This is a genomic window from Paenarthrobacter nitroguajacolicus (genome assembly GCF_007786235.1).
Lineage (GTDB): Bacteria > Actinomycetota > Actinomycetes > Actinomycetales > Micrococcaceae > Arthrobacter > Arthrobacter nitroguajacolicus_A.
The window spans coordinates 45,685-60,555 of record NZ_VNFK01000011.1 but is presented as its reverse complement, the minus strand read 5'-3'; the positions used below and the strand labels follow the sequence as shown (position 1 = coordinate 60,555).

The 14,871-nt window shown below is 63.5% G+C and carries 13 protein-coding genes; 9 read left to right on the top strand and 4 right to left on the bottom strand.

Annotation, left to right across the window (positions count from 1 at the left end; all coding sequences use genetic code 11):
• Nucleotides 1–71: 71 nt before the first annotated feature.
• Genes FQP90_RS14610 through FQP90_RS14600 form a run of 3 tightly spaced genes read right to left on the bottom strand, consistent with a single transcriptional unit; the run spans nucleotide 72 to nucleotide 3,050 of the window.
• Nucleotides 72–1,028, bottom strand: a complete 957-nt coding sequence (locus tag FQP90_RS14610) for a fumarylacetoacetate hydrolase family protein (protein ID WP_144651697.1) — start codon at nucleotides 1,026–1,028, stop codon at nucleotides 72–74.
• Complete coding sequence (locus tag FQP90_RS14605; protein WP_144651695.1) at nucleotides 1,025–1,810, bottom strand: cyclase family protein; 786 nt, start codon at nucleotides 1,808–1,810, stop codon at nucleotides 1,025–1,027. Before FQP90_RS14605 ends, FQP90_RS14610 begins: the two co-directional genes overlap by 4 nt.
• Entirely contained in the window at nucleotides 1,803–3,050 is a 1,248-nt protein-coding gene (locus FQP90_RS14600; protein ID WP_144651693.1) for an MFS transporter, read from the bottom strand. The genes FQP90_RS14605 and FQP90_RS14600 overlap by 8 nt, the downstream gene beginning before the upstream one ends.
• Before the next feature lie 156 nt (nucleotides 3,051–3,206).
• Between FQP90_RS14600 and FQP90_RS14595 the strand changes: the two genes are divergently transcribed.
• Nucleotides 3,207–3,836, top strand: a complete 630-nt coding sequence (locus tag FQP90_RS14595) for a TetR/AcrR family transcriptional regulator (RefSeq protein ID WP_144651691.1) — start codon at nucleotides 3,207–3,209, stop codon at nucleotides 3,834–3,836.
• Nucleotides 3,837–3,914: 78 nt separating this feature from the next.
• Here FQP90_RS14595 and FQP90_RS14590 read toward each other — a convergent pair whose 3' ends face one another.
• Nucleotides 3,915–4,643: a FadR/GntR family transcriptional regulator gene (locus tag FQP90_RS14590; protein ID WP_144651689.1), complete on the bottom strand. Its 729-nt coding sequence runs from the start codon at nucleotides 4,641–4,643 to the stop codon at nucleotides 3,915–3,917.
• 318 nt (nucleotides 4,644–4,961) lie between these two features.
• On the opposite strand from FQP90_RS14590, the gene FQP90_RS14585 reads away from it, so the two are divergent.
• The 8 genes from FQP90_RS14585 to FQP90_RS14550 all read left to right on the top strand — a co-directional run bounded on the left by FQP90_RS14585 (nucleotide 4,962) and on the right by FQP90_RS14550 (nucleotide 14,805).
• Nucleotides 4,962–6,599: an ABC transporter substrate-binding protein gene (locus FQP90_RS14585; protein WP_144651687.1), complete on the top strand. Its 1,638-nt coding sequence runs from the start codon at nucleotides 4,962–4,964 to the stop codon at nucleotides 6,597–6,599.
• Nucleotides 6,600–6,699: 100 nt separating this feature from the next.
• Nucleotides 6,700–7,656: an ABC transporter permease gene (locus tag FQP90_RS14580; protein WP_024819607.1), complete on the top strand. Its 957-nt coding sequence runs from the start codon at nucleotides 6,700–6,702 to the stop codon at nucleotides 7,654–7,656.
• 3 nt (nucleotides 7,657–7,659) lie between these two features.
• A complete protein-coding gene (locus FQP90_RS14575; protein WP_144651685.1) occupies nucleotides 7,660–9,780 on the top strand; it encodes a dipeptide/oligopeptide/nickel ABC transporter permease/ATP-binding protein in 2,121 nt (706 codons plus the stop codon).
• The gene (locus tag FQP90_RS14570) at nucleotides 9,777–10,583 is read left to right on the top strand and encodes an ABC transporter ATP-binding protein (protein WP_144651683.1); all 807 of its coding nucleotides are present in this window, start codon (nucleotides 9,777–9,779) and stop codon (nucleotides 10,581–10,583) included. The genes FQP90_RS14575 and FQP90_RS14570 overlap by 4 nt, the downstream gene beginning before the upstream one ends.
• Before the next feature lie 37 nt (nucleotides 10,584–10,620).
• Nucleotides 10,621–11,538 (top strand): dihydrodipicolinate synthase family protein, encoded by a 918-nt coding sequence (locus FQP90_RS14565; protein ID WP_144651681.1) that lies wholly within the window; start codon nucleotides 10,621–10,623, stop codon nucleotides 11,536–11,538.
• Between the two features lie 18 nt (nucleotides 11,539–11,556).
• Nucleotides 11,557–12,516 carry an ROK family protein gene (locus FQP90_RS14560; RefSeq protein WP_144651837.1) on the top strand — a complete coding sequence of 320 codons (960 nt, stop codon included), beginning with the start codon at nucleotides 11,557–11,559 and terminating at the stop codon, nucleotides 12,514–12,516.
• A 10-nt stretch (nucleotides 12,517–12,526) separates the two neighbouring features.
• Nucleotides 12,527–13,213: an N-acetylmannosamine-6-phosphate 2-epimerase gene (locus FQP90_RS14555; RefSeq protein WP_144651679.1), complete on the top strand. Its 687-nt coding sequence runs from the start codon at nucleotides 12,527–12,529 to the stop codon at nucleotides 13,211–13,213.
• Between the two features lie 134 nt (nucleotides 13,214–13,347).
• Nucleotides 13,348–14,805 (top strand): dihydrolipoyl dehydrogenase family protein, encoded by a 1,458-nt coding sequence (locus FQP90_RS14550; RefSeq protein WP_144651677.1) that lies wholly within the window; start codon nucleotides 13,348–13,350, stop codon nucleotides 14,803–14,805.
• Nucleotides 14,806–14,871: the final 66 nt, after the last annotated feature.

The window sequence follows — 14,871 nt, the reverse complement described above, 5'->3', positions numbered from 1 at the left end:
AGCCGCCCCGGAAACGCAAAAACCGCCGTCGAGCTTCTCGAGGAAGTACGACGGCGGCCCTTGGCGTCCGCTCAGAGGTTCGGCACGAACGGCACTGGGGGGCCGTAGGCCCGGCCGCGGGCCTTCGGGATCCTGTGGACCGGCGCACCGTCGCCAATGACGTTCGTCAAGGTTCCCAGCCGTTCCACGGTCAAACTGACCACATCATCCCGTTGAAGCGGTGGTGGGGTCATGGATCCATACCATCCCCAGAACTCGGCCAGGCAGCCTCCCCCGCTGGTCCCGGAACCGAGGATGTCGCCGCGCCGCACCCAGGTTCCCCTGCTGGCGTAGGAGACAAGCTCGGCAAAGTTCCACGCCATGTTGGCCAAGGAATCAGCAGCGAGCACCTGCCCGTTCACGGAAACGCTCACGGACAGGTCAAGGAAGCCGTCGGAGGTGATGTCCGCCAGCTCATCCTTGGTCACGAAGATCGGCCCGAGGGACGTGGCTGTGTCTTTGCCTTTCGCAGGGCCCAGTCCAACGGTCATTTCGGCTCGCTGGAGGTCGCGTGCGGACCAATCGTTCATGATCAGGTATCCGGCGATGTGCTGTTCGGCCTCGTCTACGGAAAGGTTGCAGCCGTCCGTTCCGATCACCGCCGCTACTTCCAGTTCGAAGTCGAACTGGTGCGACCCCGGGGCAACCGGAACAGTGGCGTTGTGCCCCGTGGCGGCGTGCGGGTTGGTGAAGTAGAACGACGGCGCGTCGTACCAAGCGTCCGGAATCCCCTTGTCCGCGGCTACTGACCGCAAGGCGCCCACGGTGTGCTGTTCAAAAGTGATGAAGTCCCGGATGGTGGTCACTTCCAGGGGCGGGAGCAACTCGGCGGTGCGGAAGTCCACAAGGTCCCCGTCCGCCGAGGTCCGTGGCCGCGCCATCACATCGAAAGCATCCAGCCCTTCCGGGTAGAGGCGACCCGAAACCAGGTCATCATTGGCTTGCCCAAGGCGCGGAACACCGTCCACCAGGATGCGGAAGAATTTCACGCGTCATCCCCCGACTCAAGAATTGCCACAGCCCGGGTCCACCCGGCTGACGCTCCGTGAATTTTTACCGGGAAGCAGGAGATCTGGAATCCGGTTGCCGGTAGTGCCTCCAGGTTGTGCAACTTCTCGATGTGGCAGTAGCCGATTTCCATGCCGGCTTTGTGGCCTTCCCAAATCAGCGAATTGTCCCCGGTCTCCACGTACTTCTTCGCTGTATGGATAAAGGGAGCGTCCCAGCTCCAGGCATCCGTTCCGGTGACGCGCACACCGCGGCTGGTGAGGAAGAGCGTAGCTTCGCGGCCCATTCCGCAGCCTGTGGAGAGGTAATCGTCCAAACCGTAGCGGGTGCCGGCTGCAGTGTTGACCACCACGATGTCGCCCGGGGCAAGATCGTGGCCTATGCGGCCGAGCTCGGCCTCGACGTCAGCTGCGGTGACGACGTAACCGTCCTCGAAGCTCCGAAAATCCAATTTCACCCCGCGGCCGTAGCACCACTCCAGCGGAACTTCGTCGATGGTGATGGCGCGGGCTCCCCCATCCATGGTGGACGCATAGTGGTACGGCGCGTCCAGGTGGGTGCCAGTGTGGGTGGTGGCAACGACGCGCTCAATGGCCCAGCCTTCCTGCCCGGGAAGGTCCTCTTCTGTCATTCCCGGGAAGTAGGAAACCAGGTCCTTGGCTGTTTCCTGGTGGGTGAAGTAGTCGATGGATGGCGTGAGCCCGGGTGGGTCCGAGGCGATGTTCGCCATGAGGCTAACGGAGAGGTCTACGAGTTTAGGCATGACGTGCGGGTTCCTTTGAAGCGTGTTGATTGGCGGCAGCCTCCTGGGAGAGGGAGCCTTGGTGGGTTTGCGGCAGGAGGAGCATGAGCGCGCCTCCGATCAAAAAGACGACACCTGAGAGGATGAGCCCGGAGGAGAATCCCCAGGAGGCTGCAATCCCGCCCATGGCAAGGGGAGCGAAAGCTGCGACTCCGCGTCCGATGTTGAAGCAAAATCCAGCCCCGGTGGTGCGGATCCTGGTGGGATAGAGCTCCCCCAGGTAGGACCCGAAAAGCCCGGCGAACGTCATGAAGAATGCGTACAGCGGACCCATCCAGAGCAGGGCGGACTGGTTGGTGACCAGTCCGTAAAGCGGCATCAGCAGGCCAGTCCCGGCCAACGAGAGAATGATGGCGTTGCGGCGGCCGATCTTGTCCGCGATCCAGCCGAAGACGATGTAGCCCAAGAACATCCCGAGGTTGAGGACGGTCATGAAGAGCGCCACTTGGCGGGGGTCCAAGCCACGTTCGGTGGACAGGTAGCTCGGCATCCAGGTGGACGCGCCATAGAAGCCGACGAAGGCGCAGATGGCAGCCAGCGTGGCAACGATGGTGCGGCGTCGATAGGTCCCGGTGAAGAGCTCCTTGGCGGTGACGTTGCCGCTGTTGCTGCTGGATTGCCGTGCCGCACGTTCCTGCAGCCATGCTGTGGACTCCGGGAAGAAGAACACCACCATCAGCAGTGGCAGGAGGGCAGACAGCCCGGTCACCAGGAACAGCAACCGCCAATCGGGCATGAAGACGCCTGCTACGAGAGCTGCGCTCGCCCCGCCCAGGGGATAGGCAGCGAGGACGAACGCCACCGCGCGCCCGCGTTGTTCGGCGGGCCAGGTTTCCACGATGTACGTCGAAAGAACGGACCACACACCCCCAAGCCCGATGCCCGCCAGGAAGCGCAAGGCAACGAACACTGCGTAGTTCGGGACGACGAACAGCGCGGAGGTCAACGCCACGAAGACCACCATGGACGCGATAAGGGCAACCCGGCGGCCGCGGTTGTCTGCTATCCAGCCGGTGAGAACACTCGAACACCCCATGCCGAGCAGCGTGGCCGTTGCCAGCAGACCGCCGGCGACGGGAGTGAGGGCCATCTCGGCGCTGATGGCGGGGAGGGCAAAGGACAGCACTGCGATTTCGAGTGCGTCGAAAAGATAGATGATGAACGACCCAATAAGGATGAACCACTTGGTTCCACGTTTCATTGTGGAGATCCCTTCTGAAGCGGGCGACGGTGCCCGAGCCGAAAACAGAACTTAGACACCCGTTCAGTTTCTGTTGGGTTAGAATTTATACACCCATTCAGTTTGTGTCAACGGCCACAGCAACCTGGCCAGGGAGGGACCGATAGGGTGAGAGTCATGTCGACTGAAGTGCAGGGAAACACCGCTGGCACGCGACGCCGCGAACAAATCCTGGACGTGGCCTTGGAGATGTTCGCAGACCGGGGATTCGAGGCCACCACCATGCGCGCCATTGCGGAGGAGATCCGCACCACGGCCCCGCTGGTGATCTACCATTTCGCCACCAAGCTGGACCTCTACAGAGCTGTCTTCGCGCGGTACCAACACCTCAATGAGGAACGCCGGCGCGAAGTGCTGAAGGTGGACACTGCGGCTTCCGACGCAGTGGAAAGGATCGTTGACGCTTTCCTCTTGCCCACGCTGAAGGCCCAGGAAACCGCCGGCGGGAAACTGTTCGCACGGCTCGTCCTCCGGGAAGCCTCAGATCCCGCAGCCCATGAGCGGGGCATCCTCGCAGAGTACTTCGACCCCATGGCCAGGGACTTCATCCACGTCATGCGCACAGCGCTGCCGGACAAACCCCCCGGCTTCCACGAATGGGCCTACTTGTTCGGAGTCGGCGCACTGACAGGCACTGCGCTCCCGCACCGCATCGCCTCCCTGTCCGAGTTGCCGAACATCAACGAGTTCCGTTACGACCACCTGCGCAATGTCCTGGTGGCCGGCTGGCGGGGCACCGGCAGGTAGACCGCCGCGAAAACGGAAGGGCCGCCGTCGTACTTTATGAAAAGTACGACGGCGGCCCTTGCGTTAAGCGCGGAGGGTTCAGTCCCCTACTGCCTCGCCGATGCGGCGGCGGATTCCATCGAAGTGCCGGTTGAGGAGTTCCGAGGCCGAGACCTTGTTCCCCGCGGCGACAGCGGCATAGATGCTGCGGTGCATGGCGGCCGTCTTGACCAGGTCCTCGTTGCCCGGGCCGATCTCCACATGGATCTTCCGGTAGACCTTCCAGAAAACACCCATGAGGTTGATCAGGAGTTCGTTGTTGAGTGGCTCGAACAGGCGCCGGTGGAACTCGGCGTCGGCGGCCACGAAGTTTTCGCCTGCGGCTGCCAGCTCTTCCATCTGCTTCACAGCTTCCTCGATGGATGCCAGCTGTTCCTTGGTCATGACATCCATGGAGGAGCCAATCAGCCCCGACTCCAGCGCCTGGCGCACGTCAACCAACTGCAGCGCCTCGAGCCCCTGATGGCGAAGCGAGAGCCGGCCGCGGAACGTCAGCCCATCAGCCAAGGCATCGAAGTTGCTCGGCGCCACGAACATGCCAAAGCCATGCCGGATCTCGATCACGCCCAAAGCCTGCAGCACCTTGAGGGACTCGCGAAGCGTGTTGCGGCCCACGCCAAGGGCTACCGACAGCTCGCTTTCCGTCGGCAATGGATCGCCTGCCTCGAGCTCACGCTCGAGGATCAATTCCATAATGTCCGACTGCAATGCACGCAGCCGGGCCTGTGCACTGAACCGCGCCTGCGGAACTACACCGGAAGTTGTCATGGCGCTCTCCTTGCCAATGCACCACTCCACAGGAACGCGGAACGGTGCGGTGTTAATATTGAGGCGAGCTTAGTGCCCACCGCAGAATGAGTGACTCGCAACATACAATATCGGATGTCCCACCTCCTTGATAGGTATGGATAAGGATTTCCTCAGATCTTGCTGAGATTTCCACCACGGACCGGCCGCAGCCGGCAAACCGCCAGGCGCGCGGCGGAAACCCAGGCGCCCTTTCTCACTTGACGTTCCGTTGTGACCGCCCTTACAGTTTCCATACGAGCATCGGACGTCCTACATCCGATAACCCACGAAACGCGAATGGTGAGGCACCCTATGAGCAAGACGATCCAAAGCCTGCCGCTGGTCAACGACGCCAGCCGCCGGAACTTCCTGAAGCTAAGCGGCGCAGTTGGTGCAGCAGCCGCCTTCACGGCAACCCTTTCTGCGTGCGGCGGCGCTGCCAGCACCACCACCGGCAACGCAACGAACACTGCTGCAGTGAACAAGGACCTCATCATCGAGGCAGGCATTTCCTACGCGCTCTCCACTGGCTTCGATCCCCTGAGCTCCTCCGGGGCCACGCCCATGGCAGCCAACCTGCATATCTTCGAAGGCCTCATCGAGTTGCACCCGGCAACCCGCCAGCCCTACAACGCCCTTGCTGCGTCGGATCCCAAGAAGATCAACGACACCACCTACCAGGTGACCATTCGCGACGGCGCCAAGTTCCACAACGGCTCCCCCGTCACCACCGAAGACGTCGCTTTCTCCTTCACCCGTGTGATGGACCCGGCGAACAAGTCCCTGTTCTCTCAGTTCATCCCCTTCATTCAGGACGTCAAGCCGCTCGACGAGAAGACGGTTGAGTTCACCCTGAAGTACGCCTTCCCGGGCTTCGGCCCACGCATCTCGGTGGTCAAGATCGTCCCCAAGGCCCTGGCCACAGACCTGAAGGCCTTCGACGCCTCGCCGGTGGGCTCGGGTCCCTACAAGCTCATCTCGGCCGTCAAGGACGACAAGATCGTCTTCGAAGCCTTCGCCGACTACAACGGCCCCAAGCCTGCACTGGCCAAGGGCATGAACTGGCTGCTGCTCTCCGATGCCGCAGCCCGCGTCACGGCTGTCCAGTCCGGCCGCGTCCAGGCGATCGAAGACGTTCCTTACCTGGATGTCGACGGGCTGAAGTCCAAGGTCAAGGTGGAGTCCGTTCAGTCCTTCGGCTTGCTGTTCCTGATGTTCAACTGCGCCAAGGCCCCGTTCGACAACAAGCTGGTCCGCCAGGCACTGCACTACGGCCTGGATAAGGAAGCCATCATCAAGAAGGCACTGTTCGGCAATGCCAAGGCTGCCACCTCCTACTTCCAGGAAGGCCACCCGGACTACGTCAAGGCAAAGAACGTCTACGGCTTCGACTCCTCCAAGGCCGAAGAACTCCTGAAGCAGGCCGGCGTCACAAGCCTCGAGTTCGAACTCCTCACCACAGACACCGCCTGGGTCAAGGATGTGGCCCCACTGATCCTCGAATCCTGGAACAAGATCCCCGGTGTCAAGGTGACGGTCAAGAGCCTCCAGTCCGGCGCTTTGTACAGCGACCGTGTTGGCAAGGGCGACTTCTCCGTGGTGGCAGCCCCCGGCGATCCCTCGGTCTTCGGCAACGACGCGGACCTCCTCCTGAGCTGGTTCTACTCGGGTGCAACCTGGATGGACAAGCGTGCCTTCTGGACCACCCCCGAGCGGACCAAGCTGCAGGAGCTCATGGACAAGGGATCGCAGGCTTCGGGAGACGAAGCCAAGAAGATCGTCGGCGAAATCGTGGACATGGTCTCGGACGAAGTTCCGCTGTACCCGGTGTTCCACCGTCAACTGCCCAGCGCCTGGGACGAAAAGAAGCTCAACGGCTTCCAGCCGCTCCCCACCACCGGTCTGTCGTTCGTCGACGTCGGACGCACGGCCTAAGCACCCCTCGCGTTGCCGGGCCCGCTCTGCGGCCTAAAACCCCCACAGAACCCGCAGAGCGGGCCCCGCAACCAGCACCACCAACCAACCGGAGAACAAATTGGTCACGATATTGCGTCTGCTTGGCCGCAGGCTTGCAGCACTGCCATTGATGATCCTGGGCATTACGTTGCTCGTCTTCCTCGTCCTGCAGGCCGCTCCCGGCGACCAGGCAAGCTCCGCCCTCGGTGACGGCGCAAGCGAAGAAGCGAAGCAGCAGTACCGCCAGGACAATGGCCTGAACGACCCCCTGGTCCTGCAGTACTTCCGATTCCTCGGCAAGCTCCTGCAGTTCGACCTCGGCGTCACCACCCCGCCGGCCAAGTCGGTGGCTTCCATGATCGGCTCGGCGTTCCCCCTGACGCTGCAGCTGACCTTCCTGGGCGTCCTCATCGCCATCGTGTTGTCCCTTGCCTTCGGCATCCTCGGCGCGCTCTACCGCGACAAGTGGCAGGACCAGTTGGTTCGCGTCTTCTCCATTGCCGCGATTGCCACGCCGTCGTTCTGGCTCGGCATCCTGCTCATCCAGTGGTTCGCCCTGGGTGAGAACCCAATGTTCCCTTCGGGCGGTATTGCGACGCCGGAATCAGGCTTCGGCGGTTGGCTCAACTCGATGGCCCTCCCGGCTTTGGCACTCGGCATTCCCGTGTCGGCATCGCTGATCCGCGTGGTCCGGACCTCGATGGTGGAAGAACTGGACCGCGACTACGTCCGAACCGCCATCGGCAATGGTGTCCCCTATCGCGAGGTGGTCTCCAAGAACGTCCTCCGCAACGCGCTCGTCACTCCGGTGACCGTGCTGGGACTCCGCGTCGGCTACTTGCTGGGCGGCGCCGTCGTGATTGAAATGATCTTCGCCTTGCCCGGCATGGGCCAGCTGATCCTCAACGGCATCACCAACCTGGACGTCAACCTGGTCCAGGGCGTGGTGCTCACCATCTCCGTCACCTTCGTTCTGGTGAACATCGTGGTGGACCTTCTCTACCTGCTCATCAACCCCCGAATCAGGACGGTATAGCTCATGCGCAGCAAGCTCGCAGAACGGCTAAGTGCCCCAGGCATACGTTTCAAGGCCCTGCCCTGGGGCTCCCGTATCGCCCTGCTCTTCCTCATTGTGATTGTCCTGGCGGCCATTTTCGCGCCGATCATTGCACCTCACGATCCCCTGGAAACGTTCATTCCGGCCACGCCGCCGGGTGCTGAACACTTCTTCGGCACCGACCGCCTGGGCCGCGACATCTTCTCGCGCCTCTTGTTCGGCGCACAATCGTCGCTCCTGATCGGCCTGGGCGCGGTTGGCCTGGCGATCCTCGCCGGTGCGCTCCTGGGCTCCTTCGCCGCGACGTCCAGCAAGTCCGTGAACGAGATCATCATGCGACTCATGGATATCCTCATGGCGTTCCCGGGCATCGCCCTGGCCGCCGTGCTGCTGGCGGCGTTCGGCAACTCGGTCCCCACCATCATCATCGCGATCGCCATCATCTACACCCCGCAACTGGCCCGCGTGGTCCGCGCCAACGTGCTGGCACAATACGGTGAAGACTACGTCCGTGCCGAGCGCGTCATCGGTGCCGGCCGCTTCTACATCCTGGTCAAGCACATCGTCCGCAACACCGCCGCTCCCGTGCTGGTGTTCGCCACGGTCATGGTGGCCGACGCCATCATCCTGGAAGCCTCGCTGTCCTTCCTCGGCGCCGGCGTTCAGGACCCTGCACCGTCCTGGGGCAACGTGATCTCCTACGGACGCAACCTGGTGCTGTCCGGCGGCTGGTGGGCCACCACCTTCGCGGGCTTGACCATCCTCCTGACTGTGCTGTCCCTGAACATCCTCGCCGAGGGCCTCACCGACGCCATGGTGAACCCGAAACTACGCCGTGCGCCCGTAGTAAAGGACGACGACGGTACTACAGCCGCCGTTGCTATCGATGCACAGGTTGCAACCTCCGTGGCCCAGCCCTCCGTTGTTGAGGAACACGAGCTCGACGGCGTCCGGCCGGCTACCAGCGGTGACCTGACGTCCGACGGCGGCCAGGCAGCCGTGCTCACCGACGTCCGACTCGCAGCCGCGAACCCGCACCTCCTGCTGGACCGTGAGCTGGAACTGCTCGCAGCCATTGAAGCCAAGCGCACCGATCGCCTCCCGCAGGTTTCTCCCGAGGCCCGCAATGTCCTTGAGGTGAAGAACCTGTCCATCCGCTTCCCGGGCCGCTTCGGCGACATCGCGATCGTGGACAATGTGTCCTTCACCGTCCGCGAAGGCGAAACGATGGGCCTGGTGGGCGAATCCGGTTGCGGCAAGTCCATCACCTCTCTGGCCGTCATGGGGCTGCTCCCCAAGACAGCCCAAGTCACCGGCTCCATCACGTTCGACGGCAAGGAGTTGCTGGATCCGAACACCAAGCACAGTAACGTCAAGGCCTACGAGGGCCTCCGCGGCGAGCAGATCGCCATGGTCTACCAGGACGCCTTGAGCTCCTTGAATCCGTCCATGAAGATCAAAGACCAACTCGAACAGCTCACTAAGCGTGGTGGCCGCAAGACTCCTACCGAGCTGCTGGAGATGGTGAAGCTGGATCCCGTCCGGACCCTCGCCAGCTACCCGCATGAGCTCTCCGGCGGGCAACGTCAACGCGTGCTGATCGCTATGGCCCTGTCCCGTTCGCCGAAGATCGTTGTTGCCGACGAGCCCACGACAGCCTTGGACGTCACAGTCCAGAAGCAGGTGGTGGACCTCCTCAACGAACTGCGCGAACAGCTCGGCTTCGCGATGGTATTCGTCAGCCACGACCTCGCGCTGGTGGCTTCCTTAGCGCATCGCATCACCGTCATGTACGCCGGCCAGGTGGTGGAATCCGCACGAGCCTCCGAACTCCTGCAGAACCCCAAACACGAGTACACCCGGGGTCTGCTGGGCGCCGTGCTCTCCATTGAGGCCGACGCCGTCCGGCTGCACCAGATTCCCGGCACCGTCCCGTCGCCCCGGGACTTCGCAACGGGCGACCGCTTCGCGGCCCGCTCACTGCGACCCGACGCCGATCCCCACCAGAAGCTGGTCCTCACCACGGTTTCTTCGGTTGACTCCGCAAACGGTGACGATGCCGACCACTACTGGGCCAGCCACTTGAAGGAGGACGCGAAATGAGCGAGTCAACCGGCAAACCGGTCATCGAACTCAAGGACGTCAAGGTCTACCACCATGCTCGGACCGGTGGCCTGTTCCGGCCGAACATCGTCAAAGCGGTGGACGGCGTGGACTTCACCATCAGCCGCGGCGAAACCGTGGGCATCGTGGGTGAGTCCGGCTGCGGCAAGTCCACGCTCGCTTCAGTGCTTGTGGGACTCCAGCCGCCGACGTCGGGCCAGGTCCTGTTCCACGGGAAGCCCGCCATCAAGCGGAACGCAGCCATGCGCAAGCAGTTTGGACGCTCCGTCTCCGTGGTCTTCCAGGACCCGGCAACGGCACTGAACCCGCGCATGACCATCCAGGACATCCTCACGGATCCGTTGCAGATCCACGGCATCGGCAACGCGGCATCACGCGCCGCCAAGGTCAAGGAACTGTTGGCGCTGGTTGGCTTGCCGCAATCGGCAGCCGAAGTGACGCCGTCGCAGGTTTCCGGCGGCCAGCGCCAGCGTGTGGCGATCGCCCGCGCACTGGCCCTGGACCCGGACATCATCGTGGCGGACGAGCCGACGTCGGCCCTGGACGTTTCCGTCCGGGCGCAGGTCCTGAACCTGCTGTCCGACCTGAAGACCCAGCTGAACCTGGGCATGGTGTTCATTTCCCACGACATCCAAACCGTCCGGTACGTCTCGGACCGCATCTGCGTCATGTACTTCGGCAAGATCGTCGAACAGGGCACAGCCGCGCAGGTCTTCGACAACCCCAGCAACGACTACACCAAGAAGCTGCTGGGCGCCGCGCCGAGCCTGCTTCACATCTAGTTTTTCCCTTCACAAGCTACAAACAACGGAGAATTCTGTGTCCACTCAGTTCCAGGGCGTCATCCCCCCGGTCATCACCCCCCGCCACGCAGACGGCAGCATCGACACCGCGTCGCTGAAGAACGTCACCAAGCACCTGATCGACGGCGGCGTGTCCGGCCTTTTCGTCCTGGGCTCCTCCGGCGAAGTCCCCTACATGACCAACGACGAGCGCGAGCTGGTGGTCTCCACCATCGCTGACGCCAACGCCGGAGCTGTCCCACTGATCGTTGGCGCCAACGAGCAGACCACCAACCGCGTGATCGAGGAAGCCCGCAAGGTCATCGATCTCGGCGCCGACGCGATCGTGGTCACGTCCATGTACTACGCCATCGGCAACGCTGCGGAGACCGAAACCCACTTCCGCAGCATCCACGCCGCCATCGAGAAGCCGATCTTCGCTTACGACGTCCCGGTCCGCACCCACTTCAAGCTGCCCACGGACCTGCTGGTTCGCCTCGGTCGTGATGGTGTCCTTGCTGGCGTCAAGGATTCCTCCGGCGACGACGTTTCTTTCCGCCAGCTGCTCCTCGCAGCCAAGGACATCCCCAACTTCGACATCTTCACCGGTCACGAAGTTGTGGTGGACGGCGCCCTCCTGGGCGGCGCGCAGGGCGTTGTTCCAGGTCTGGGCAACGTTGACCCGGCCGGTTACCGCAGCCTGTTCGACGCCGCGCAGGCCGGCGACTGGGCAGGTGCGGCCCGCGAGCAGGACCGCTTGGCCGACGTCTTCGAGATCGTCTACACCCCCAACGGACGCGTCTCCGGCGGTGCCGCCGGCCTGGGTGCCTTCAAGACCGCGCTGCAGGTGATGGGCGTGATCGAGTCCAACACCATGAGCTCGCCCATGTTGTCCTTGAATGAATCCGAGACGGCTGCGATCCGCGAAATCCTTGAACGGAACGGGCTGGTCTAGGCTTCGATGACCGCTTCCATGACCCACGTGATCGGCGTTGACCTCGGCGGCACCAAAACCGCTGCCGGGGTTGTGTCCCCAGCTGGCGTTGTGCTGATGTCGGAGACCATTCCGACCTTGAACCGGGGTGGTGGCGAAGCGATCCTCGACGCCACCTCTGCGCTGATCGCGGGCTTGGTGGAGCGCGCTGCCGACGCCGGACATACCGTGTCCGGCGTCGGTGTCGGCTCCGCTGGAGTCATTGACGCTGTGGCTGGCACGGTGGTTTCGGCCACCGACGCCATTCGTAGCTGGGCCGGGACTGCCCTTGTTGCGGGGTTGTCCGCGCGCCTCGGCCTTGGCGTCCGCGCCGTCAACGATGTCCATGCCCACGCCCTCGGCGAGGCTTGGCTGGGCGCTGCTGCCGGTTCTTCGAGTTCACTCATGGTGGCGTTTGGCACGGGAGTGGGCGGCAGCTTTGTGCTGGACGGCGCTCCTGTCCTGGGGCACCGCTTTGTCGGCGGGCATGTGGGGCACTTCGCCTCTCCTTACGCCACCTTCGACGGCGTTCCCCTGGCCTGCGTCTGTGGCGCTGCCGGGCACGTGGAGGCGATCGCTTCCGGACCTGCCATCCACGAGTCCTACCTCCGTTTGGGGGGTTCTGTCCTGGATGCTGCAGACACGCGTGGTGTGTTCGCGCTGGCCGCGCCTGACAGCAGCGCCGGCGAAGCCACCGCGAGCACTCTCGCCGCAGCCCAAGCCGTTGAGCTCGGCGCTGCCGCCGCCGGGCAAGCCGTCGGTGGCCTTATCAACATTTTGGACCCTGAAACCGTTGTGGTCTCCGGCGGCCTTGCCGATGCGGGAGACCCCTGGTGGAAGCCCATGGAGATTGCCTTGCGCCGGGAACTGCTCTCGCCACTGCTTTCCGTGCCGGTAGTCCGGGCAACCCTCGGCAACAGCGCTGCCATTGTTGGTGCTGCGAAACTCGTCCTTCAGTAAGGAAGACATCTTGATCCTCACTCCAGCAGGCCTCGAAGGCCTCCGTTCACAGCTGATCGTCTCCTGCCAGGCCTACCCGGGCGAGCCCATGCGCGATCCCCGGACCACCGGGCAGGTGGCCGCCTCGGCCGTGATCGGCGGGGCTGCGGCGATCCGCGTCCAGGGGTTGGCCGACGTGCAGTTCACGCGCACCGCCGTCGAGGTCCCTGTCATTGGCCTGTGGAAGGACGGACACGACGGTGTCTTCATCACTCCCACACTGCGGCACGCCCTCGCTGTGGCGAATGCGGGTGCACACGTTGTGGCGATCGATGGCACCAGGCGTGAACGGCCGGACGGGCTTTCCCTCGCGGAAACGGTGGCCGGAATCCATGCGGAATCCCAGGCCTTGGTCATGGCTGATTGTGGCTCGTTCGACGACGCCGTTGCTGCCGTTGAGGCGGGCGCGGACCTGATCGGGACCACCTTGGCCGGCTACACCGGCGAGCGCACCAAGACCGACGGGCCGGACCTTGAACTCTTGGAACGGATCGCTTCTGCCGGCTTGGGAAAGCCCTTGATCGCCGAAGGCCGCATCCACACGCCCGCCCAGGCCCGTCTGGCCCTCGATGCCGGTGCCTTTGCGGTGGTGGTGGGCACCGCGATCACCCACCCGGCCAGTATCACGGGCTGGTTCAAGGGCGCGATGCACGCGTAAGCAGATTCTGCTGGATCATCCGCAGACCCACCCTGCGCTTTCCCTGCCCGGCGCGAGTTACCAAGGTGCAGCACTGAATGATCCAGCAGAATCAAGCACGCACAACGCGACGACAGCAGTTGTAGGCTTTCCCCATGACTGCCGAGAGCTCCCGGGAATTCGACGTAATAGTGATCGGCGCTGGCGCCGTGGGAGAAAACGTGGCGGACCGTGTGGTTCGCGGCGGCTTGACGGCGGTGATTATCGAGAGCGAGCTGGTGGGCGGTGAGTGCTCCTACTGGGCATGTATCCCGTCCAAAGCCCTCCTCCGCCCGGGGAGCGTCCTCCACGCAGCCCAAGTGGTGCCCGGCGCAACAGAGGCGATCACTGGGACCATAGATGCCGAGGCTGCCCTGAGGCATCGGGACTGGTTCACCAACAACTGGGAGGACGGCGGCCAGGTTGAATGGTTGGACAGCGCCGGCATTGAGCTGATCCGCGGACGCGGCCGGATCACCGGCCCGCGCGAAGTCCAGGTGGACGGGCTCGACGGCAACAGCTACGCACTCAAGGCCCACCACGCCGTGGTGGTGGCCACCGGGTCCACCCCCACCATCCCGGACATCGAGGGTCTGAAGGACGTCCCGTTCTGGACAACCCGGGGTGCCACGGCAGCCAAGGAAGTCCCCCCGCGTTTCGCGGTGCTCGGCGGTGGAGTGGCGGGCGTTGAGATGGCGCAAGCATTTGCCAGGCTCGGCTCGGATGCCACGCTGATTGCCCGCGGCCGCCTGTTGAGCAGCTACCCGGAGGAAGCCGCCAACCTGGTCTTGGCCGGGTTACGCGCCGATGGCGTGACCGTCCATCTTCACACCGACGTCGAGAAGGTGGACAAGAACGACGACGGTTCAGTTACCGTCAGGCTCGACGGTAAGGCGATCACGGCAGACCAACTCCTGGTCGCTTCCGGACGGCACCCCGCGCTGGCCAACCTGGGCCTGGAAAACGTGGGCGTCGAAGCGCGGAACGGCAAACCACTCCGCCTCACCACCGATGCCAGCGGGCTGGTGGAGGGCCCGGCAAGCGATGGCACCAGCGGGCTCTGGCTCTACGCCGCCGGGGATGCTGCGGGCAAGGTACTCCTGACGCACCAGGGCAAATACGAGGCCAGGGCAACCGGTGACGCAATCGTAGCAAGGGCGAGCGGCAAGCTCACCGGCACCCCGAAACCTTGGAGCCCATGGGCGCACACGGCCAACGATCATGCCGTCCCCAGCGTTGTCTTCACTGATCCCGAGGTGGCATCAGTGGGTCCGAGCCTGGAGCAGGCGCTGCTGCAGGGCAAGAACGTCACGGGCGTGGAACTGCCCATCAACGTTTCCGGCTCGCAGCTCTACTCCCCCGACTACAAGGGCTGGGCGCAGATCGTGGTGGACGAGGACCGAAAGGTCATCCTCGGAGCCACCTTCGTAGGCCCGGGCGTTGCCGAGTTACTGCACTCGGCGACCATCGCAATTGTGGGCGAGGTTCCCTTGGACAGGCTCTGGCATGCCGTCCCGTCGTACCCAACCATCAGCGAAGTGTGGCTGCGGCTGCTGGAAAAGTACGGCCTCTGATTTCCTATTTGAACTGACCAGTCAGTTCAGTTAGACTTTCAGCAGACACAAGTTCTGCGAAAGGCT

Bases quoted from the DNA above. Each gene is read 5' to 3' on its own strand.
- FQP90_RS14605 (WP_144651695.1), bottom strand. From the start codon at position 1,810: ATGCCTAAACTCGTAGACCTCTCCGTTAGCCTCATGGCGAACATCGCC.
- FQP90_RS14600 (WP_144651693.1), bottom strand. From the start codon at position 3,050: ATGAAACGTGGAACCAAGTGGTTCATCCTTATTGGGTCGTTCATCATC.
- FQP90_RS14595 (WP_144651691.1), top strand. From the start codon at position 3,207: ATGTCGACTGAAGTGCAGGGAAACACCGCTGGCACGCGACGCCGCGAA.
- FQP90_RS14590 (WP_144651689.1), bottom strand. From the start codon at position 4,643: ATGACAACTTCCGGTGTAGTTCCGCAGGCGCGGTTCAGTGCACAGGCC.
- FQP90_RS14585 (WP_144651687.1), top strand. From the start codon at position 4,962: ATGGTGAGGCACCCTATGAGCAAGACGATCCAAAGCCTGCCGCTGGTC.
- FQP90_RS14575 (WP_144651685.1), top strand. From the start codon at position 7,660: ATGCGCAGCAAGCTCGCAGAACGGCTAAGTGCCCCAGGCATACGTTTC.
- FQP90_RS14570 (WP_144651683.1), top strand. From the start codon at position 9,777: ATGAGCGAGTCAACCGGCAAACCGGTCATCGAACTCAAGGACGTCAAG.
- FQP90_RS14560 (WP_144651837.1), top strand. From the start codon at position 11,557: ATGACCCACGTGATCGGCGTTGACCTCGGCGGCACCAAAACCGCTGCC.
- FQP90_RS14550 (WP_144651677.1), top strand. From the start codon at position 13,348: ATGACTGCCGAGAGCTCCCGGGAATTCGACGTAATAGTGATCGGCGCT.